The 18,233-nt window shown below is 69.5% G+C and carries 23 protein-coding genes; 7 read left to right on the forward strand and 16 right to left on the reverse strand.

Translation table 11 applies throughout. The features are described from left to right. Nucleotides 1–15 precede the first annotated feature (15 nt). The 6 genes from QHF83_RS18910 to QHF83_RS18935 are packed head-to-tail and all read right to left on the reverse strand — an operon-like array spanning nucleotide 16 to nucleotide 3,293. Nucleotides 16–930 carry an STAS domain-containing protein gene (locus tag QHF83_RS18910; RefSeq protein ID WP_282419266.1) on the reverse strand — a complete coding sequence of 305 codons (915 nt, stop codon included), beginning with the start codon at nucleotides 928–930 and terminating at the stop codon, nucleotides 16–18. Between the two features lie 9 nt (nucleotides 931–939). Continuing rightward, nucleotides 940–1,332: a hypothetical protein gene (locus tag QHF83_RS18915; RefSeq protein WP_282419267.1), complete on the reverse strand. Its 393-nt coding sequence runs from the start codon at nucleotides 1,330–1,332 to the stop codon at nucleotides 940–942. Next, the gene (locus tag QHF83_RS18920) at nucleotides 1,329–1,982 is read right to left on the reverse strand and encodes a 4-vinyl reductase (RefSeq protein ID WP_282419268.1); all 654 of its coding nucleotides are present in this window, start codon (nucleotides 1,980–1,982) and stop codon (nucleotides 1,329–1,331) included. Before QHF83_RS18920 ends, QHF83_RS18915 begins: the two co-directional genes overlap by 4 nt. Continuing rightward, the gene (locus tag QHF83_RS18925) at nucleotides 1,982–2,500 is read right to left on the reverse strand and encodes a 4-vinyl reductase (RefSeq protein WP_282419269.1); all 519 of its coding nucleotides are present in this window, start codon (nucleotides 2,498–2,500) and stop codon (nucleotides 1,982–1,984) included. Before QHF83_RS18925 ends, QHF83_RS18920 begins: the two co-directional genes overlap by 1 nt. After that, nucleotides 2,497–2,703, reverse strand: a complete 207-nt coding sequence (locus QHF83_RS18930) for a hypothetical protein (protein WP_282419270.1) — start codon at nucleotides 2,701–2,703, stop codon at nucleotides 2,497–2,499. Before QHF83_RS18930 ends, QHF83_RS18925 begins: the two co-directional genes overlap by 4 nt. 20 nt (nucleotides 2,704–2,723) lie before the next feature. Next, nucleotides 2,724–3,293: a hypothetical protein gene (locus tag QHF83_RS18935; protein ID WP_282419271.1), complete on the reverse strand. Its 570-nt coding sequence runs from the start codon at nucleotides 3,291–3,293 to the stop codon at nucleotides 2,724–2,726. A gap of 186 nt (nucleotides 3,294–3,479) precedes the next feature. Here QHF83_RS18935 and QHF83_RS18940 point away from each other — a divergent pair, with 186 nt between their 5' ends. Then, nucleotides 3,480–4,841: a M20/M25/M40 family metallo-hydrolase gene (locus tag QHF83_RS18940; protein WP_282419272.1), complete on the forward strand. Its 1,362-nt coding sequence runs from the start codon at nucleotides 3,480–3,482 to the stop codon at nucleotides 4,839–4,841. Between the two features lie 3 nt (nucleotides 4,842–4,844). Here QHF83_RS18940 and QHF83_RS18945 read toward each other — a convergent pair whose 3' ends face one another. Further along, the gene (locus QHF83_RS18945) at nucleotides 4,845–5,078 is read right to left on the reverse strand and encodes a hypothetical protein (RefSeq protein ID WP_282419273.1); all 234 of its coding nucleotides are present in this window, start codon (nucleotides 5,076–5,078) and stop codon (nucleotides 4,845–4,847) included. Nucleotides 5,079–5,101: 23 nt separating this feature from the next. Here QHF83_RS18945 and QHF83_RS18950 point away from each other — a divergent pair, with 23 nt between their 5' ends. The 5 genes from QHF83_RS18950 to QHF83_RS18970 are packed head-to-tail and all read left to right on the forward strand — an operon-like array spanning nucleotide 5,102 to nucleotide 8,705. Further along, nucleotides 5,102–6,100 (forward strand): aldo/keto reductase, encoded by a 999-nt coding sequence (locus QHF83_RS18950; RefSeq protein WP_282419274.1) that lies wholly within the window; start codon nucleotides 5,102–5,104, stop codon nucleotides 6,098–6,100. Next, nucleotides 6,097–6,969, forward strand: coding sequence for a hypothetical protein (locus tag QHF83_RS18955; protein WP_282419275.1), 873 nt, complete (start codon nucleotides 6,097–6,099; stop codon nucleotides 6,967–6,969). Before QHF83_RS18950 ends, QHF83_RS18955 begins: the two co-directional genes overlap by 4 nt. 3 nt (nucleotides 6,970–6,972) lie before the next feature. Beyond that, entirely contained in the window at nucleotides 6,973–7,344 is a 372-nt protein-coding gene (gene cutA, locus QHF83_RS18960; RefSeq protein ID WP_282419276.1) for a divalent-cation tolerance protein CutA, read from the forward strand. Next, the gene (locus QHF83_RS18965; RefSeq protein WP_282419277.1) at nucleotides 7,310–8,266 is read left to right on the forward strand and encodes an aldo/keto reductase; all 957 of its coding nucleotides are present in this window, start codon (nucleotides 7,310–7,312) and stop codon (nucleotides 8,264–8,266) included. The genes cutA and QHF83_RS18965 overlap by 35 nt, the downstream gene beginning before the upstream one ends. A 19-nt stretch (nucleotides 8,267–8,285) precedes the next feature. Beyond that, nucleotides 8,286–8,705, forward strand: a complete 420-nt coding sequence (locus tag QHF83_RS18970) for a phosphopantetheine-binding protein (RefSeq protein ID WP_282419278.1) — start codon at nucleotides 8,286–8,288, stop codon at nucleotides 8,703–8,705. Nucleotides 8,706–8,718: 13 nt separating this feature from the next. Here QHF83_RS18970 and QHF83_RS18975 read toward each other — a convergent pair whose 3' ends face one another. The 9 genes from QHF83_RS18975 to QHF83_RS19015 all read right to left on the reverse strand — a co-directional run bounded on the left by QHF83_RS18975 (nucleotide 8,719) and on the right by QHF83_RS19015 (nucleotide 16,868). Next, nucleotides 8,719–9,462: an SDR family oxidoreductase gene (locus tag QHF83_RS18975; protein WP_282419279.1), complete on the reverse strand. Its 744-nt coding sequence runs from the start codon at nucleotides 9,460–9,462 to the stop codon at nucleotides 8,719–8,721. After that, the gene (locus tag QHF83_RS18980; protein ID WP_282419280.1) at nucleotides 9,459–10,934 is read right to left on the reverse strand and encodes a radical SAM protein; all 1,476 of its coding nucleotides are present in this window, start codon (nucleotides 10,932–10,934) and stop codon (nucleotides 9,459–9,461) included. The genes QHF83_RS18975 and QHF83_RS18980 overlap by 4 nt, the downstream gene beginning before the upstream one ends. Continuing rightward, entirely contained in the window at nucleotides 10,907–11,452 is a 546-nt protein-coding gene (locus QHF83_RS18985; protein ID WP_282419281.1) for a hypothetical protein, read from the reverse strand. The genes QHF83_RS18980 and QHF83_RS18985 overlap by 28 nt, the downstream gene beginning before the upstream one ends. After that, complete coding sequence (locus QHF83_RS18990) at nucleotides 11,449–12,162, reverse strand: SDR family oxidoreductase (protein ID WP_282419282.1); 714 nt, start codon at nucleotides 12,160–12,162, stop codon at nucleotides 11,449–11,451. The genes QHF83_RS18985 and QHF83_RS18990 overlap by 4 nt, the downstream gene beginning before the upstream one ends. Next, on the reverse strand, nucleotides 12,159–13,256 hold the full coding sequence (locus QHF83_RS18995; protein ID WP_282419283.1) for a hypothetical protein: 1,098 nt from the start codon (nucleotides 13,254–13,256) through the stop codon (nucleotides 12,159–12,161). Before QHF83_RS18995 ends, QHF83_RS18990 begins: the two co-directional genes overlap by 4 nt. A 392-nt stretch (nucleotides 13,257–13,648) precedes the next feature. Further along, entirely contained in the window at nucleotides 13,649–14,329 is a 681-nt protein-coding gene (locus QHF83_RS19000; RefSeq protein WP_282419284.1) for an ABC transporter ATP-binding protein, read from the reverse strand. A 2-nt stretch (nucleotides 14,330–14,331) separates the two neighbouring features. Next, entirely contained in the window at nucleotides 14,332–15,510 is a 1,179-nt protein-coding gene (locus tag QHF83_RS19005; RefSeq protein WP_282419285.1) for an FtsX-like permease family protein, read from the reverse strand. Further along, complete coding sequence (locus tag QHF83_RS19010; protein WP_282419286.1) at nucleotides 15,507–15,860, reverse strand: MYXO-CTERM sorting domain-containing protein; 354 nt, start codon at nucleotides 15,858–15,860, stop codon at nucleotides 15,507–15,509. The genes QHF83_RS19005 and QHF83_RS19010 overlap by 4 nt, the downstream gene beginning before the upstream one ends. Nucleotides 15,861–15,935: 75 nt before the next feature. After that, nucleotides 15,936–16,868, reverse strand: coding sequence for a hypothetical protein (locus QHF83_RS19015; protein WP_282419287.1), 933 nt, complete (start codon nucleotides 16,866–16,868; stop codon nucleotides 15,936–15,938). 225 nt (nucleotides 16,869–17,093) lie between these two features. Here QHF83_RS19015 and QHF83_RS19020 point away from each other — a divergent pair, with 225 nt between their 5' ends. After that, complete coding sequence (locus tag QHF83_RS19020) at nucleotides 17,094–18,218, forward strand: glycosyltransferase (RefSeq protein ID WP_282419288.1); 1,125 nt, start codon at nucleotides 17,094–17,096, stop codon at nucleotides 18,216–18,218. The last annotated feature ends 15 nt before the right edge of the window (nucleotides 18,219–18,233 follow it).

The raw sequence follows: 18,233 nt of genomic DNA on the forward strand, positions 1-18,233 counted from the left end.
TGTCCGCCGCGCGTTTTACCCCGCGCCGCGCCCCGGCATGACGGCGCGCCGGCCGAGCCGGGCGAAGCAATGCCGCAGGCCGTATCTCACGTTCCTGAGGAGGCGGAGGTGCTCGAACCGCACGTCGAGGTGGAGCAAGGAGACGGCGACGGCCGGGCGAATGCCCGTGAGGATGCACTCGGCGCCCACGAGCTCCACGGCGCGGACGAGATCCAGCAAATGGCGCGCGCTGTTCGTGTCCATCGTATCGACGCCGGTCCAGTCGATGATCACGAACCGCGAGCCCCTCGATACGACGGCGTCGAGCAGCCGCGACGTGATTTCCGCGCCGCGCCGATCGTCCACCGCGCCGATGACGGGGAGCGCGAGCACGTCGTCCCATACCTCGATGATGGGCGTCGAGAGCGCGTCGATCCCCGCTTCCAGCTGATCGATGAGCGCGCGCTTCTCGTCGTCGCTCGCCAAGATCGCATCGTCGAGCTCGCGCAGGATGTCCTTGTGCTCGGTCACGTCGCGCGTCACGGTCACCGCGGCGCGCACCACTCCGTTTGCGTCGCGGAGCGGGCGCGAAGACTGCGAGATCCACGTGCCGCGGCCCTCCTCGTCGGTCGCGGCGAGCAGGCTTTCGAGGTTGTCGACCACCTCGCCGCCGAGCGCCCGCCGCGTCGGCTCACGCTCAGGCGGCGCCGGCGAGACGCCATCCGAAACGAATACGCCCCGCGACCCCGGCTCGCCCGCGATGGCTCGCATGTGGGCGTTGTACATTCGATACCGGCCCGACGTGTCCTCGACGATCACCCCCACGGGCATCTCGTCGATCACGGCCCGCAGCAGGTCGACCTCCTCGGCGAGCCCTTGCCGGGCCTGGATCTCCTCGGCGAGCCGCGCCTCGAGCGCCGCGATCCGCGCCTGCATTTCCACGACGTCCACGTCGGACTTCTACCCCGCTTGCGGCGGGATGGCCAGGCAGGAGCCCTGGTTCAACATACGGTCGAGGGTCTCCGCGATCTCGCGCGCGGCCCGCGCTTGCCACGTGAGGTCCGTTGCAAGGCGAGGCATCAAAATGGCGCGACCCGCGCGCGGCGCGACCGTGAGCTGATAGGCCCCCGGCACCTCGATCACGTAGAGCGCGGGCCGCTCGCGGAGCTCCCCGCGAGACGCGAGCCAATCGCGAAAAGCCGTAGGAAATGGCTCCTTCGTCACGAGCTCGAACTGATCACGCCGGATGCAGCCGTAACGCCGCGTCATCCGCACGCGGCCGACATCGATCACGTCGAGGATCTCCCCGTACGAAGCGGAGCTCCGCCGGTCCTCAGCGACCTCCACGTTCATCCCTGCATTCGCTCCACGACGAACTCGCAGTGCGAATCGCCCTTCGCGGCGCAAAGATGCTCGCGCGAGCGGAAGGATCGCGGATGGCTGAACACCTCGCGATAAAGGTCCTCGGTGAGCGCGGGCCTGCGCGTGATGTCGCCCTGGTAGACGAGGTTCATGAGCCCGGCCAGCCCGCCGTTCGCGAGGTAGCAACGTGGCCCGTCGGCCTGCGGATACGATTCGAGATACCCGCACGACTCGTAGCTGTCCCGCAGCTCGACGACGAGCCGCTCGCCGGGCAGGAGCTGCGCGACGCGAAAGCGGCCCCAGCCGAAGGCGTTCACGACCGCGATCATGCCGTGCACCCAGTCCTCGCGGCTCTCGATCATGGGCTGCACCAGCGCGTCCCACTCGACGGACTCCATGATGCCGCCGAACGTGTGGAACGCGCAGACGTGCGCGGCTTCCGTGAGGAGCGCGATCGCGTCCTCCGTGAGCTCGGGGTTTTCCCGAATGAGCGCGCCGAGGACGCCGAACGAGATGCGGTTGTAAAAATCCGCGTAATGGTTCGTCAGGTACAGACCGAAGGCCGGAATGAGGCCCTCCTCGTTGCCGGCGAGGCCCATGCCGGCGACGGTTTCGACGATGACGCGCTCGTCGATGGCCATCACCACACCTCCACGCGGAAGGAGCACCGCTCGTCCCCGGCGGCGACGCATTCGGTCTCGCGGCTCGTGACGCGCTCGGGCGCGAGCCGATACGCGACCGCAACCGCGCCGGCGAGGAAACCCGCGACGAAGTAGCACCCCGGCGTGGGCCGTTTGCCCCAGCGCGAGACCCAGCCGACCGCATAATGCGAATGGTCGAGCGTCGCGAGGCCGCCGCCCACGCCGAGGCCGCTCACGTCCATCCGGCCAAACCCTTGCGCCGCGAACGTGTCCGCCGCGCGCCGGAGCGCGTCCGCGGCCGAGCCGCTCCTCGCGTCGTTTTCGAGCCCTTGCAGCATCGATCGCGACGCCTCCATCCCCGCGGCCACGAGCAGCCCCGGGGCCCGCTCCTGCAGGGCGTCCTCGATCGTGCGCTGGAGGAAGACGTTGTAATGGTGACAGTGGAACACGAGCCGACGCCCGCCGAGCGTGGTGATGCCGCGCTCGAGGTCCGCCTTCGGAGCGAGGTGAAAGCTCATCGTCTTGCCTTCCTTTCGTGTTCCAGGATCTCGCGCGCGCAAACCCACGCGCGCGCCACGAGCTCCGGGTCGTCCGGGATCGACTCCGCGTTGCGTGACAAGGCCCGCCCGACCAGCAAATTCAAGCGCGCCAGCTCCACCACGGCGGTGCCGCGGGCGCGCCCTCGGACGAACTCCACGACCTGCACGAGCTCCTTGCCCACGCCATGTCTCCGTCTGCCGGCTAGAGCCGGCGCCAATCCTCGCCGTGGAAATCGGGGAACGATACCTTGCACGTGCCCGGATCGATCCCCGTGATCCGCGCCCTTCCATTCGCGTCGAGCATGCCCTCGCGTGTCGCCCCGTCCGAAAGCTCGACGCGGTAGCGCTTGAACGGCACGGGCTTCGGCGGATCGTCGTCGTCCACGAGCTCGATGCCGAACCAGGTTTTTTCCTCCCGTGCTGCGACCTTCTCGCCCGTGGGCTCCTCCTTGCGGCCCCCCGCCGCGAGGACGAACTGCATCTCCATCTTGAACGCGCGGAGCTCGCCGCTCTCGAGCGCCCGCCGGATCCGAGCCCGCTGCGCGGCGAACGACGCGCCCTCCCGCATACCGAGCGGTCCCGCGAGGAAGGCCGCGATGTCGGCGACGAGGGGGCGCATGCGGGGTTCGTCCGGGAACCATCCGTCGACGAGCCACGCCGCGAGGCCCCGGGCGACGGGCGACGCGTCCTCGGGCACCACGCCGGCGCCGAGGCGCGGCACGATCCATACGACGTCCGAGAGCGTGCTGATGCGCCATTTCTTGCCGTGCATGATGTCGCGCCTCTGCACCACGAGGATACGCGCTCGGGCAGGCGCTCGGCAAGACACCCGAAAAGCCGTTTCGTCCCCCTCTCCTCCGGGCAAAGCCCGGACGATTCACCCCCGAGGGAGCTCGCTTCGTGATCTCCTTAGAACATCGTTCAGCTTGGCTGAACGATGTTCTAAGATGCGCTCCCGATGACATCCGTCTCCGCGCAGGATCCCTCCTCGAACACGCCGGATCGTGAGCTCGGCGAGCACGCGTTCCGACTCTGCCAGACGCTCCTCCGCATCGACACCACGAACCCGCCGGGCCGCGAGCGCGCCGCCGCGGAGGTCGTGGCCGGCGAGCTCGCGGCCGCGGGGCTCGATCCGCTCACGCTCGAGAGCGCGCCCGAGCGCACGAACGTGGTCGCGCGCCTGCGCGGCACGGGCGAGCTGCCGCCGATCCTGCTCACGGCGCACCTCGATGTCGTCGAGGCCGAGGCCTCGGCATGGAAACACCCGCCGTTCTCGGGCGTCGTCGCGGACGGCTGCCTCTGGGGGCGCGGCGCGATCGACATGAAGAACATGGCCGCGATGTCGGTCGCGATCCTCGCGCGCCTCGCCCGGGAAAAGCCGCGCCTGCGCCGCGACGTGATCTTCGCCGCCGTCGCGGACGAGGAGGCGGGCTGCGACCACGGCTCGCGTTTCCTCGTGGAGAACCACCCCGATCTCGTGCGCGCCGAGTACGCGATCGGCGAGAGCGGCGGCTACACGCTGCATCTCGGCAAGGCCACGTTCTATCCGATCCAGGTCGCGGAGAAGGGCCTCTGCTGGGTGCGCGCGCGCGTGCGCGGCGAGCCCGGGCACGGCTCGATGCCCCGCGAGGACTCGGCCGTCATCAAGCTCGCGGACGCCATCGCGCGGCTCGAAAAACCGCTGCCCGTGCACGTCACGCCCTACGTCCGCGATTTCGTGGACGGCCTCGCCGCGAAGCAACCCGCGCCGCTGCGCGCCCTCCTGCGCCGGCTCCTCCACCCCGCGATCGCGCCGCACGTGCTGCGCGCGCTGCCCGATCGCATGATCGCGCGGAGCTTCGGCGCGATGCTCTCGAACACGGCGTCGCCGACGATCCTGCGCGCGGGCGCGAAGGTGAACGTGATCCCCGGCTTCGCGGAGGCCGAGATCGACGGGCGCACGCTGCCCGGACAAACCGAGGCCGATTTCCTTCGCGAGCTCGGCGCGGTGCTCGGGCCCGAGGTCTCGCTGGAGATCGTGAAGAGCGCGCCGCCCACCACGACCGACCCCGTCGATTCGCCGCTTTACGACACGATCCGCGCGGCGATCCTCGAGCGCGAGCCCGGTGCCACGGTCGTGCCCTACATGATCCCGGGCTTCACGGACGCGAAGTACTTCACGCAGCTCGGCGCGAAATGGTACGGGTTTTCCCCCGTGAAGATGCCGAAGGGCCTGCGCTTCGCCGAGCTCTTCCACGGCCACGACGAGCGCATCCCGGTCGACGGCTTGAAATGGGGGACCGAGGTCCTCTTCGACGTCGTGCGCAGGTTTTGCCTGTAAAACTCAGGGCGAGACGAGCGCGTCCGGCCACCACGGCGCGGCCTCGGCCTCGCCGCGTTCGAGCGCGAGCGCCACGTGCGGCAACGTGGCGCGGACGCGATCGCCGATCCGGTGCATGCCGAGCCCCTCGAACGGCCGCACGAGGAGCCTCGACGTCTCGAACGTCATGCAAGGGATCTTGCCTCGCGTGAAATCGACTGTCGAGAAGGTCTTCCCGCGGCGGTCGTTCCGGTCCATCCTTTTCCGGGGAGCGAGACACGATGGCGGATGAGCTTTCGAGGCGGGGCGTGCTCAAGGTCGTGGCCGCGGCGGCGGCGGTCGCGGGTTGTAAAACCACGAGCAGCGGGACCACGGCAGGCGCAAGCGAGACGAGCGCGGCGCCGCCGGCCGCTGCATCACCGCCCGTCCCCGCGGCGCCGGCCTCCTCGGCTACGCGGACGCTCGGACGCACGGGCGCGCACGTCGAGGCGGTGTCGCTCGGCGGCGAGGGGATCTTGCGGACGTGGAACCGCGAGCGCGAGGCCGTGCCGATGATCCTCGAAGCCCTGCGGCTCGGCGTGCGGTATTGCGACACGGCGCCGGCCTACGCGGGCTCGCTCGATTATTACGGCGAGGCGTTCCGGCAAGCGCCCCCGGGGGCGCGGGATCAGGTTTTTCTCGCCTCGAAGACCCACGAGCGGAGCCGCGACGGGAGCCTGCGCCTGCTCGACGAGAGCCTGAAGCGGCTGGGGACCAGCCGCCTCGACCTCCTTCAGCTCCACGATCTGCGCACCCGCGAGGATCTCGACGAGATCTTCGGCAAGGGCGGCGCGATCCAGGCCGTCGAGGCGGCGCGGAAGGACGGCCGGATCCGGTTCGTGGGGATCACCGGGCATCACGATCCGGCCATCCTGGTCGAGGCGATGCAGCGATACGATTTCGACACGGTGCTTTGCGCGGTGAACCCTGCCGATCCGGCACGGCTCCCGTTCCTTTCGACGGTCGTGCCCGAGGCGCGGAAGCGCGGAATGGGCGTGATTGGCATGAAGGTGATGGCCGCGGGGCGGATCCTCGCGGACGGCGCGGCCACGCCCGAGGAGCTCATCGGGTACGGCGCCCATTTCGCGGATACGGTGATCGTGGGCATGCGGAGCCCGGCCGAGGTGCGGCAGAATCTCGCGATTGGCCGCGCGCTCGCGCCGCCCTCGAAAGAGGTGCTCGCGGCGCTGGAGCGGAGGCTCGCGCCGCGGGCCGACGAATATTCTTATTTCAAGGCATGAGCATGACGCCGAGCTTCTTCCGTACCGCGCCCCTCGTCGCCCTCGGTTTGCTCGGCGGCTGTCAGGTCGTGCTCGGAATCGAATCGGAGCTGCACCTCGCGACCTGCGAGGATGGCGAGGTGTACAACACGACGCCCGCCGATTGCCGGCGCGAGGTCTGCAAGGACGGCGAGCTCGTGACCGAGCCGGATCCGGACGATGTCCGGAACGACGTGAACGAATGCACGGAGGACGCGTGCGACGGCACGACGCCGGTGAACGCGCCGCGCGCCGCGGATTCGCCCTGCGGTCTCGATGGGCTCTTGCGTTGCGACGGCGCGGGCAAGTGCCAGGGCTGCGTGGACGATGCGTCGTGCCAGAGCGGACCCGCACAGCCGTGCGCGCCGATCACCTGCCAGCAAGGCATTTGCGTGACGAACATGGTGCCGCCCGGCACGCTCTTGCCCGATCCGGCCCCGGGCGATTGCATGGCGCCCGCGTGCGGCGCGAATGGCGTGGCCACGACGGTATTCGCGGCCGATCCGCCCACGCCCCCGTCGCCCTGCATCGCGACGGTGTGCATGGAGGGCATGGCGCAGAGCGGGTTTCGCAACCCCGGGACCGCCTGCTCCGGCGGGGTCTGCGACGGGAGCGGCAACTGCGTGGCGTGCCTGGAAAACGCCCATTGCGGCGGCGGGACGATGGTCTGCCTGGGCCAGGCCTGCGTGAACCATTGCACGGACGGTCTGCAAAACCATGGCGAGACGTACCTGGATTGCGGCGGCGGCTGCCCCGGCTGCGGCATCGGCGCGCCGTGCATGGCCGCGTCCGACTGCGCCACGAACTACTGCATCGAGGGGATCTGCTGGGATCCGGGCTTCGGGGGCTGAGCCATGCAATCCGGGCACATCCTCGTCCACGTCACGACACGCTCGGCCGAGGAGGCCGAGGCGCTCGGCGCCGCCGCCGTCGCGCGCAGGCTCGCCGCTTCGGCCCAGGTCGAGCCGATCACGACGAGCCATTACCGGTGGAAAGGCGCGATCCACGCCCACCCCGAGCACCGCGTGACGCTCTTCTCGCGCGCGGCGCTCTGGGATGCGATCGTCGCGTTCGTCCGTGCGAACCATTCCTACGAGCTGCCGCAGATCGTCGCGACGCCCATCACCATGGGCCTGCCGGAGTTCCTCTCCTGGATCGACGAGAACACGCGCGCGCTGGAGCAAGAGAGCGATGAGGTACAAGAAGCTCGGGACGACCTCGATTGAGGTGAGCGCCGTCATTTTCGGCGGCTGGCAGGCGGGCAAGGAGTCGTGGGTCGGCATCGACGACGCCGCGCAGATCGCCGCGCACCGGGCGGCCCTCGACGCGGGCGTGACCACGTTCGACACGGCCGAGGAGTACGGAGCCGGGCACAGCGAGCGGATCCTCGCGAAGGCGCTCGCCGGCGAGCGCGAGCGGATCGTGATCTTGACGAAGGTGTCCTGGAACAACCTGCGTCGGGAGAAGGTGATCGAGGCGTGCGAGCGCTCGCTGAAAAACCTCGCGACGGATCGGATCGATCTCTACCAGATTCACTGGCCCGCCGGGAGCTTCGGCAGCGAGGTGGTGCCGATCGAGGAGACGATGGGCGCGCTCGTGGATCTGAAGGCGCAGGGGAAGATCCGCGCGATCGGCGTATCGAACTTCGACCGACCGCAGCTCGAGGCCGCGAGCCGCGTGGGCCGGGTCGACAGCCTGCAGCCCTGCTATTCGCTGTTTTTTCGGAAGGCGGTGGAGGACACGCTCTCGTATTGTCAAAAGAACGAGATTTCGGTGCTCGCGTATTCGCCGCTCGCCCAGGGTCTGCTCACGGGCAAGTTCGGGCGCGGGCACGTGTTCGCCGAGGGCGACAACCGCGTCGACAACCGGCTCTTCAAGGGCGAGACGTTCGCAAAGGCGCTCGCGGGCCTCGACGAGCTCCGCCCGATCGCCGCGCGGAACGGCGTGCCCCTCACGAACCTCGCGCTCGCGTGGCTCATCGCGCAGGAAGGCGTGGGCGCGATTGTGGGCGCGAGGAACGAGGCGCAGGCGAGGGAGAATGCGCGCGCGGGGGATGTCACGCTCGGCGCGGCGGATCTCGCGGAGATCGACCGGATCGGGCGGGCAGTCTCGGATTCCCTGCCGCCCGGATTGATGTGGGACTGGTGATCGCGTAGGATCGCGCGCGATGTCCGAAGCCGCCTCGCCCCCCGTCTCCGATCCCGAGATCGCCGCGCAGGTCCGCCAGATCGTCGCCGAGGCGCTCGCCCTCGATCCGGCCGCGGTGAAGAACGAGTCGCTCCTGATGGCCGATCTCGGCGCCGAGTCGCTCGATTACCTCGACATCGTGTTCAAGATCGAGCGGACGTTCGGCATCCAGATCACGCGGGGCGAGATGCAAAAGGCCGCGCGCGGCGACATGAGCGAGGAGGAGTTCGCGCCGGGCGGCGTCGTCAGCGACAAGGGCCTCGAACGGCTGCGCGAGCTGATGCCGGAGGCGAAGGACCGCATCGTCCCGGGGCTACGGCCCGTGCAGATCCTGGGGCTGTTCTCCGTGCAGACGTTCGTGAACATGGTGGAAGCGAAGAAGCGGGGCGTGGTGGTCTGACAAACGGAGCGGGTCAAAGCCCGCCGTCGATCACCACCTGCCCGCCCGTCATGAACGAGTTCTCGTCCGAGACGAGCCACGCCGCGAGGTCCGCGACCTCCTCCACCGTGCCGAGCCTGCCGAGCGCCGCTTGCGCCACGTAACTCTCGACGCGGTGCTTCGGCAATCGTGCCGACAAACCTGTCTCGAGCAGGCCCGGCACGAGGCAATTCACCGCGATTCCGTACCGGCCGACCTCCTTCGCGAGCGCCAGCGAAAACCCGACGAGCGCCGCCTTCGAGGCCGCGTAGTGGACCGGCGCGTCGAGGACGCGGTCCGCGCCGAACGAGCCCACGTTCAGGATGTGGCCTTTTTTGGCCCGGATCATCGATTTCAACGCCGCGCGCGAGAACAGATACGGGCCCTTCACGTTCGTATCCATCGCCGCGTCCCACTCCGCCTCCTCCAGCAGCGCGATCGGGAGGACCTGCGTGAGCGCCGCGTTGTTCACGAGCACGTCGATGCCGCCGTACGCCGTCTCCACCGCCTTCACCGCGGCCGTCACGTGCGCGGCGTCCGAGACCGAGCCCTTGAGCACGAGCGGCGAGGCGCCCGCGGCTTCGAGCAGCGCCCGCGTCTCCTCGGCCGCGTCGTCGCGCTCGCGGTACGTGAACGCCACGCGCGCCCCTTCCCGCGCGAAAGCGAGCGCAATCGCGCGGCCGAGATTTCTCGAGCCGCCCGTCACGAGGCAACGTTTTCCCGAAAGGCGCGCGCTCATCGGGTCCTCCCGCGGCCGAGCTGCACGAGCGGCGTCGCGGGACGCGGGGAAAAACGCGCGTCGCGCTCGCGGTAGAGGACGTTGTAGGCGCAGGAGGGGACGTTCGAGCCGTCGGGGCCGGGCATGCCGACGCAGCAGCGGCGAATGCGATCCGTGTCGAAGGTCTCCTCGTCCATGTGGGTGTGCACGTAAATGGCCTTCGTGTGCATCTCGGCGATCCGCATGCGAATGGCCTCGTCCGTGCCCGGCGCGAACATGCGCTCGACGAGGTCCTTCAAGGCGGCGAGCACCGCGTCGGCTTCCTCGCATTCGATGTCGCCCGCCCAGAGGCGATTCAACACGTCCGCGAGGATCTGCTCCATTTCGGGGCCGGGCACGATGTAGAGCTCCTGCGAGAGGAGGCTGCGCAGGTCGTCGCGGCTCATGAAGCGGGTGAACGGGAGCCAGCGGCCGTCCTTCAAGCGCAAGAGATAGGCAATCTGGTAACAGAGCGGGTGCGCGAGCGGAGACGGGACGAAATCGCGGACCGCGATCCGGCCGCCCGATTGGCGCTCGATGTCGGAGAGCGCGTCGAACGCGGTGTAGCGCGCGCTGCGCTCGAAGCTCGCGCCGCTCTGGCCCGTGAACGTCATGGGATGGAACTCGACGGAGCGGATGAAATCCTTCGAGAGCGCGAGGTCGATGAAAGCCGCGACCTCATGGTCGTTCACGCCACGCGCGAGCACGGGCAGGAGCGTCGTGGCCACCGCGTGTTTTTCCAGGAGATCGAGGATCTTGAGCTTGGCGTTCAGGTGGTGGCCGCCGAGCATCTTCTTGTTCGCCTCGGGCTCGAAGGAGTCGAACGAGAGAATGACGCGGGCGTCGATGCGGGCGAGGCGCTCGAGCAGCGCCTCGTCGCGGAGGAAACGCAGGCCGTGCGTGGAGACGGTGACGCGCCGGACGCCGGCCGAGACGCACATCTCGACGAGGCGCTCGAATTCAGGGTGCTGCGTGGGTTCGCCGCCGGTGATGTTGATGATACGGCGGTCGGGCGCGACGTGGTCGAGGTGCCGCAGGATCGCCGCGAGCTCCCCCTCGGACATGTGGTAGGCGCCCTCGTTCTTGTTGTGCGTGTAGCAGATGGGGCAATCGAGGTCGCATTTCGAGGTGATCGGGACGACCGGGAGGTGATTGCGTTGCTCGTGCTGCTCGCAAGGGCCGCAATCGTAAGGGCAGCCGGCGGAGATGGGGCGCGGCGAGGCGGGGCGTTCGAGGACGGAGGCGTGCCGGACGGTGTCCTCGTACCAGTCCGCGGAGCTCGAGACGAGCACCTCCTCGGGGCCGTGCAGCTCGCAGCGCTTGCGCAGGACGATCTTGCCGGAGGCGCGCACGGTCTCGGCCGGGACCGTGCGCTTGCACGTCCCGCAGAGGCCCATCGTGGCGCCGAGGATCACGCCTTCGTCCGTTACGTCCGCCATTGCCACTTCAGCCATTTTCGTACCGCGAAGTCGGTCGCGTGGATGAGAAAAAACCCGAAGACGAGGTTCGTCACCCACGTGGCCCAGAGGGCCGGGGTGTAGCGCGCGACGGGCGGGAACGGCCGGTGCGCGAGGTTCACGTTGAGCGTGGGCGGCGTCGTGTAATAGGCGAGCACGACCATCGCGGAGAGGAAGGCGAACGAGACCCACGGAGCCCAGCGCGGCAGGCCCGAGCGGCGGACCTCGAGCGCGCCGACGACGAGCGGCGCGACGTGCACGAGGACCGAGGTCCAGGTGGTCGTGCGGGTCTCGCAGAGGCCGAAGAGGTACCCCCAGAGGCCGGCGCCGATATGGAAGGAAAAACCAAAGAGGACGAGCGCGGGCTTCTGGAGGAGCACGCCGACGGCGAGGACGGCCGTCGCCACGTGGCAGGCGTAGAGCATCTCGGGCAGGAGCCCGTTCGGCATTTTCTCGATGACCGCGTGGAGCACGAGGACGACGAAGAGCAGGAGCCCGACCCAGCGCGGCGTCACAGGCCCCCCGTGATGGGCAAGACGGAGCCGGTCATCCAGCGATTGTGGAGCGCGAGGCGGGTGATGGCGCGCGCCGCCTCGACGGGCGTGCCGACGCGCTGGAGCGCGCTGTACCGCTTGTAATCGGCGAGGCGCGCCGGATCGAGGCTCTCCGAGATGCCGCCGCCGAGCGCGCCGAGGAGGACGAGGTTCACCCGGACGTCCTTCGGGCCGAGCTCCTTGGCGAGGGCCTGCGTCATGCCGAGCCGCGCTCCCTCGGTCGCGGCGAAATGCACGGCGGAGGGGATCTTCGCGATGCCGTCGAGCGCCGCCGTGAGGACCACGTCCCCGGGCCTCCCCGCGAGCCGCGCCGCGAACGATTGCATGGCGACGTAGACGGAGCGGACGTTGACCGCGTGCATCTCGTCCCAGAGCGCGTCGGTGACGTCCGCGAGCGCGCCCGCGTCGGAGACGACGGCGGCGTGTACGAGCAGATCGGGCGCGGCGTTTTCGGCGTCGAGCGCGTCGAAGAGGGCGCGGATCGCGGCGGGTTCGGCGAGGTTCGTCCGGAAGGATCGCGCGCCGGTCTCGGCGGCGAGGGCTTCTGCGACGGCAGCGCCTCGCTGGTACGTGAATGCGACCCGCGCTCCCGCGGCCGCGAGCGCGCGCACGACCTCGCGGCCCACGTATCCGCTGCCCCCGAGCACGAGCGCGCGCCGGACGTCGGTCACGAGGCAGACTCCAGGCCGAGTTCGAATCGCAACGTTTGATCCTCGCGCACGTGCCAGATCTTTTGATCGATGTAGTAATGGTGGAAGAAAATGCCCCAGTAAATCACGAGAAAGAGATCGGGGAGCGCGGCGCCGCGCGAGACGGGTGCGAGGCTCGGGAGGACGCCGCGCGCCGCGTTGAGCGCGAGGTATCCGAGCGAGACGAGGACGAACGCGGCATACGCCGCGAGCGGGCGGCGGCCGAACCGGGCCACGAGCGAGCGCGCGTCGTTGCCCTCGAAGCGGCGCCGGGAGACGGCCGCCACGATGCCGAGGTAATTCACGCCGTGCACGATTCCCCCGACGACCGTGGACGCCATGAACGCCTGCTCGGGGTCCTCGGGGCGCGGGACGAGAGGCTCGAAGGAGCCGACGACGAACAGCGCAAAGAGCGGGAGGCCGAGCGCGGGGCCGAGCAAATACAGGAGGGGACGTTCGTCCTCGTCGCGGAAGCGGGTTCGTCGGTAAATGCCATACGCGATCGTCGCGACGAGGAGCAGGCCGAGGAGAGCGAGCCCGAGGAGAGCGAGGAAGCGCGGTGGATCCGCGGGCAAGCCGAGGAAGATACGATTCTGCGGGTGGCCGAACGAGAAGAGGCCAAAGGCGAGCCAGAGGGCGCCGTGCAAGAAGAGGCGATCGGTCTTGCGTGCTGGGAGCGCGGTGCGCGCGTGGTGCTGGTAGATGGCGAGGACGCCGTACGATTGCCGGACGGCATGGTGAAAACTCCAGAGCGCCGCGACGAGGAGGAAAAGATCCATCGGCGCGCGCAGGCCCATGACGCGCGTGAGAGTCCACGCGGCGAGGCCGGGCAGGAGAAAGGCGAGGCTCCCGGCGAGCAGGCGGCCGCGGCGCGCGCGGAAGCCCGGGTCGAGGTAGGTGCGGGTCCAGGTGGCCGCGAGGTGCGGGCCGTCGACGAGGACGAGGAAGGCCACGAAGAGGGGCACGACCGCCCGCGGGACGGCGAGCGCGAAGGCCCCGACGAGCGCGGCGAGGAGCGCGCTGCCGAAGAAAAACGCGAGGTCGAAGCGGCGACCCCCGATCCATCCGGCCTTCACGGGACCAGCCTACCACGGCGAAGGTGAGCCCCATTCGAGCATCTCGCGCGTCCCAGCGACGCGGTCGCCGAGGGCGATGACGCGAGGGGAAGGCGCGTCCACGCAAGGGGAAGGCGCGGGCGCACGAGGGGAGGAGCGCGTTCACGTGAGGGGAAGGCGTGTCCACGCGACTCGAAGGCGCGTCCACGCGACTCGAAGACGCGTCTACGTGAGGGGAGGAACACGTCCACGCGACTCGAAGGCGCTTCTACGCGCCTCGAAGGCGCGTCTACGTGAGGGGAGGAACACGTCCACGCGACTCGAAGGCGCGTTCACGCGACTCGAAGGCGCGTTCACGCGACTCGAAGGCGCGTCCACACGGTATGCCACGCTCGAACGGCGTGGCGAGGCCTTCACGGGACCATTCTACCATGCCGCAAGCGGAGGACGCGCGGGAACGAGGCGAGGAGGTCCGTGTCGTGCGTGCAGACGACGACGGCTGCGCCTCGGGCGTTCGCGCGACGCAAGAGCGAGACGACGGACGCGGCGCTGGCCTCGTCGAGGTTCGCCGTGGGCTCGTCGGCGAGCACGACGGCCGGGTCGTTGACGAGCGCGCGGGCGATGGCGACGCGCTGCATTTCGCCGCCCGAGAGGCGCGTGACGTCGTGCCGCGTGCGCGCTTCGAGGCCAAGCTCGGCGAGGAGCGCCTCGGCCCGCGCGAGGGCCCGGCCGTGATGGCCATGGAGCTTCCAGTGCGGGAGCGCGACGTTGTGGCGCACGTCGAGCGCCGGCAAGAGGTGAAAGGTCTGGAAGACGAGGCCAATGCCTTCGAGGCGCGCGCGGGCGCGCTCGCGGCTGCTCATGCGCCGGACGCTCTTGCCGCGCATCGTGATCTCGCCCGAAACATCCGCGTCGAGCAGGCCGAGGATGGCGAGCAGGGTGCTCTTGCCCGAGCCGCTCGGGCCGGCGATGGCGGCGAGCTCGCCCTCGGCGAGCGTGAACGAGACGTCGTCGAGGGCCCGGACATCGAGGGCCGGCGTGCGGAAGGACCGCGTGACCGAGGCGAGCTCGTAGAGCACGGGCGCATTCGCCAAGGTCATTCCCTCCGGAGCTCGACGGCAGGCTCGGCGCGCGAGGCGAGGATGGCCGGGACGATGCCCGCGAGGAGCGTCGTAGCAAAGAGGACGAGGGCCGGGATCAAAAACGAGCGGAGCGTGATGCTCGGGAGGACGACGAACCCGGCGTGGGAGAAAATGGGGTTGTCCTGGAAATACCGACAGAGGGCGTAACCGAGGCCGCTGCCGAGGACGGTGCCAATCCCGCCGACGAGCAGGGCCTCGAAGAGGTGAATGAGAAAAATTTCGCGCCGTCTGAAGCCGAGCGCGGCGATGGTGGCGATGCGGCGGCGCTCGTGGAGGACGTGGATGTAGAGCAGCGCGAGGACGGGGATCATGACCGCGACGACGACCATCGTGGTCGAAATGGCGGCGAGGGCGCGGTTGCCGTCGATGGCGTTCTTGACGAACGTCTGGGCCTCCCACCAGGTCTCGACTTTCTGCTCGGGGGCGAGCTCGGCGATGCGCTTCGCCCATTCGCCGGCGCGGGCGTCGTCCGTCGAGAAGACGCGGATCTCGCTGGAGACGCCCGGCTTGCCGAAGAGGTCGCGCAGGGCGCCGATGGGGACGAAGAGCTCGTAATCGGCGCGGAAGCCGCCCGAGCCACGGAGGACGCCGACGACGCGGAAGACGGCGGAGACCGTTCGAACGTCCTCGCCGACCGAAAAAGGCAAGGCGACCTTGATCGAGGAGCCGACGCGCGCGTCGAGCTGCTCGGCGAGCTTGGCGCCGACGACCGCGGGCCGCTCGTCGCCCGCGACCATGCACCGGCCCTCCGCGAGCTCCTGGCCAAATCCGGCGGCGCGATCTTCCGCGACGGGATCGATGCCGGCGATGCTCGCGGAGGTCGTGCGTTCGCCGTGGAAGAAAGAGCCCACGTGGACGAGCCGGATCGTGGCGGCGCGGACGAAGGGCTCCGCGGTGATCCGCGCGGCGAGGGCCTCGGCGCCTTCGAACGTGCCGCCGGACCTCGCCGTGACGCGGACGTGGCCCGTGTCGCGCGAGAGTCCCTTTTCGCGGAGCTCCGCGGTGTAGCCTTCGATGTTGGCGGTGTTCGGGATCTGGAAGCCGAGCCCGGCCGTCACCGCAGCGAGCAAGAGGACGAACGAGATCCGGCTGCGGACGAGCGTGCGAAAGGCGAGGTAGAAGAGGATCCTCACGCGCGGCGACGAGGCGCGCTGCGGCGGGACCTGCGGCTGTAGAGCAGCGCGCCGAGGCCGAGGATCCAGGCGCCCGTGGCGCCGTACGTCATGGCGCCGGGGGCCGCGACGGAGCAGCCCTCCTCCTCCGCCGGTTGTGGCGTCGGCGTGGAGCCGCCCGTCGAGCTCGTGGCGCCGGCGCTCCCGCCGTTGCCGCCCGCGCTTCCGCCGTTGCCACCGCTCCCGCCGATGCCACCGGTGCCGCCGGCGCCCCCGCTCCCGGACGAGGTCGCGGGGGGCAGGTCCGCGCTGGCGGGCAGGGAGAGAGCGAGCGGCGCGAGGATACCCAGGACAAACAAGAATTTACGCATGTCGCGAGGAAAGCAGAAACCGACCCGGACGACAAGAGCCCGGCGCGATTCCGGCTCGCGAGGCGCGACGTCGGATCAACGGGACGGGGCGCGGGCGACGCGATAGCCACCCCAGAATCCGCGGGGCGGGGACGTCTTCGGCATCGGGTCCGGGGCCATGCCCCACCCGTACTCGGTCACGGCCTGCTGGAAGAGCGAACGATACGCGTCCTGGAGCGCGACGAGCTCGGCCTTGCCGGCTTCGTCGACGCCGAGCGCCTCCCAGTACGAATCCCCCTCGGGCAACGCGCCCCAGTCGTTGTCCACGAAGCGCGCGTCGCATTGGCCCGACTGTGTGAGCTCGGCCGGAGCGGCGGCGAAGCTCCCGGCCGCTTCGCCGAGCTTCGCGACGAACGTGTCGTCGTCGAGGCCCGAGAAAGGGGCGCCCTGCGAGTCGCCGATGTTCAGGAAGTACATCGCGTCGCCGAACGCGAAGAAGCCGCTGCCGAGGCCCGCGTCGACGTTCGCGGCGTGCGCGAAGAAATCGGCGGCGAGCGCCTCGTCGAGCGTCCCGTCGGGGAAGGTGACGACGCCGAACCTCGTCGCGCCGCCCTCCTTGGGCGTGAAATCGGTGAGCAGCACGCTCCATTGCAGCATGACCACGCCGATGGCCGCCGCGGCGCGCGTCGCGTCCGGCCACGCATCGGGGAGGCGGGTCTGGATGGAGGGATTCGTGTCGTTCTGGTAGCCGCCCGGCGCGTCCTCGGTGGCCAGGTCGTCGACGTTCACGGCCGCGAAGATGTCCTTCACGAAATGGGCCCGGAGCTCTGCGGTGAACGCGGCGCGCTCGGCGTAGGGGTCATCGGTGGAATCGACCATGAAGCCCACGCCGGGCATGGCCTCGTAGGACATCTGGATGAAATCAGGCGTGTACGCCGGAGGCGAGGGGGACGCCTCTTCGTCGTCCGAGCACGCGCTCGAGGCGAGAGGGAGGAGGAGCAACGAGAGCGTTCGAGATAGGCGAGGCATGAAGGGTCCTGTGGGGCCAGGTCGGAAACCTTGCGTGGGCAGCAACGCGTGCGCCAGGAGGTGGGAAGGGTCCACGGCCGATTTTCAGCGGGAAAACGTGATGCGTGAGGCGTGGTTCCCTCGTTTTCCACGCGGACCCGAGGCTTCCCGTCTTCACGTTTGGAGGCGTACAGCCCCATCCCCGCTTGACAATCCCCCCGCTCCGGGGCGTTTCATGGGCCGGCCATGCCGAACAAGCCCGGAAGCCTGCTCACGCTGTCGATGATCGTGAAGGACGAGGCCGCGACGATCTCGCGCACGCTGAAGAGCGTCAAACCCTTCGTCGATCGGTGGGTGATCCTCGACACGGGCTCGACGGACGGCACGCAGGAGGTGGTTCGTCGCGAAATGGAAGGGGTCCCCGGGGAGCTCTTCGAGGAGCCGTTCGTCGATTTCGCGACGACACGAAATCGCGCGCTCGATCTCGCGGGCGATGCGACGGAGTTCATCCTCTGGCTCGACGCGGACGACGAGCTCGAGAATGGCAAGGCGCTGCGCGCGTTCCTCGAACGGGAGCGGGCGGCCGAGGGGCCCGAGCGCGAGGCGTATTACGTGCGGGTGACGCTCGGGATTCAGTTCGATTCGCCGCGGATCGCGCGGAGCCGGGCTGGCTTTCGGTTCCAGGGCGTGGTGCACGAGGTGCTCACGCACGACGATCGTCCGCCGCCGAGCATCCGCGTGCCCGACGTTTTGATCCGTCACCACCGCGGCGAGGTGTCGGCGGAGCGGAGCCGGAAGCGCTGGGAGCGCGACGTGGGGCTGCTCGAACGGGCGCTCGCCGAGGACAAGGCGAACGCACGCGCGGCGTTTTACCTCGCCCAGACGCTGCTCTGGCTCGGCCGATTCCAGGAGGCCGAGGTCGCATTCGCGCGGCGGATCGCCATGGGGGGATGGGCCGAGGAGGTGTACGAGTCGAAAATGGGGATCGCGCGGTGCGGGGTGGGGCAGAATCTTCCCTGGCCGCGGGTGCTCTCGCGCTGGCTCGACGCGCACCTCGCGGCGCCGCACCGGGCCGAGCCGCTCCATGCGATCGCGCTGCATCACGATACCCGCAAGGAGCACGCGCTCACGTACCTCTACGCGCGCCGCGGCTACGAGCTGCCGCTTCCGGTGCAGGATCGGCTGTTCGTGGACGAGGAGGTGTACACGTGGAAGATGGCCGATCTCGTGGCCTCGTCCGCATACTTCCTCGGTGAGTTCGCCGTCGGCGAGGCGGCCGCGCAGAAGGCCGTGAAGGCGCGGCCCGGCGACGCGCGGCTCCGGCAGAACCTCGCGTTCTACGTGGAGCGGCGGCGCAAGCCTTCACGGTAGCGGAAGGGGTCGTCG

Source organism: Polyangium sp. 15x6 (assembly GCF_029960785.1).
Lineage (GTDB): Bacteria > Myxococcota_A > Polyangia > Polyangiales > Polyangiaceae > Polyangium.

Excerpts from the sequence above, each read along its gene's own strand:
- QHF83_RS18915 (WP_282419267.1), bottom strand. The coding sequence starts at position 1,332 with ATGAACGTGGAGGTCGCTGAGGACCGGCGGAGCTCCGCTTCGTACGGG.
- QHF83_RS18920 (WP_282419268.1), bottom strand. The coding sequence starts at position 1,982 with ATGGCCATCGACGAGCGCGTCATCGTCGAAACCGTCGCCGGCATGGGC.
- QHF83_RS18925 (WP_282419269.1), bottom strand. The coding sequence starts at position 2,500 with ATGAGCTTTCACCTCGCTCCGAAGGCGGACCTCGAGCGCGGCATCACC.
- QHF83_RS18935 (WP_282419271.1), bottom strand. The coding sequence starts at position 3,293 with ATGCACGGCAAGAAATGGCGCATCAGCACGCTCTCGGACGTCGTATGG.
- QHF83_RS18940 (WP_282419272.1), top strand. The coding sequence starts at position 3,480 with ATGACATCCGTCTCCGCGCAGGATCCCTCCTCGAACACGCCGGATCGT.
- QHF83_RS18945 (WP_282419273.1), bottom strand. The coding sequence starts at position 5,078 with ATGGACCGGAACGACCGCCGCGGGAAGACCTTCTCGACAGTCGATTTC.
- QHF83_RS18950 (WP_282419274.1), top strand. The coding sequence starts at position 5,102 with ATGGCGGATGAGCTTTCGAGGCGGGGCGTGCTCAAGGTCGTGGCCGCG.
- QHF83_RS18955 (WP_282419275.1), top strand. The coding sequence starts at position 6,097 with ATGAGCATGACGCCGAGCTTCTTCCGTACCGCGCCCCTCGTCGCCCTC.
- cutA (WP_282419276.1), top strand. The coding sequence starts at position 6,973 with ATGCAATCCGGGCACATCCTCGTCCACGTCACGACACGCTCGGCCGAG.
- QHF83_RS18965 (WP_282419277.1), top strand. The coding sequence starts at position 7,310 with ATGAGGTACAAGAAGCTCGGGACGACCTCGATTGAGGTGAGCGCCGTC.
- QHF83_RS18970 (WP_282419278.1), top strand. The coding sequence starts at position 8,286 with ATGTCCGAAGCCGCCTCGCCCCCCGTCTCCGATCCCGAGATCGCCGCG.
- QHF83_RS18975 (WP_282419279.1), bottom strand. The coding sequence starts at position 9,462 with ATGAGCGCGCGCCTTTCGGGAAAACGTTGCCTCGTGACGGGCGGCTCG.
- QHF83_RS18980 (WP_282419280.1), bottom strand. The coding sequence starts at position 10,934 with ATGGCTGAAGTGGCAATGGCGGACGTAACGGACGAAGGCGTGATCCTC.
- QHF83_RS19010 (WP_282419286.1), bottom strand. The coding sequence starts at position 15,860 with ATGCGTAAATTCTTGTTTGTCCTGGGTATCCTCGCGCCGCTCGCTCTC.
- QHF83_RS19015 (WP_282419287.1), bottom strand. The coding sequence starts at position 16,868 with ATGCCTCGCCTATCTCGAACGCTCTCGTTGCTCCTCCTCCCTCTCGCC.
- QHF83_RS19020 (WP_282419288.1), top strand. The coding sequence starts at position 17,094 with ATGCCGAACAAGCCCGGAAGCCTGCTCACGCTGTCGATGATCGTGAAG.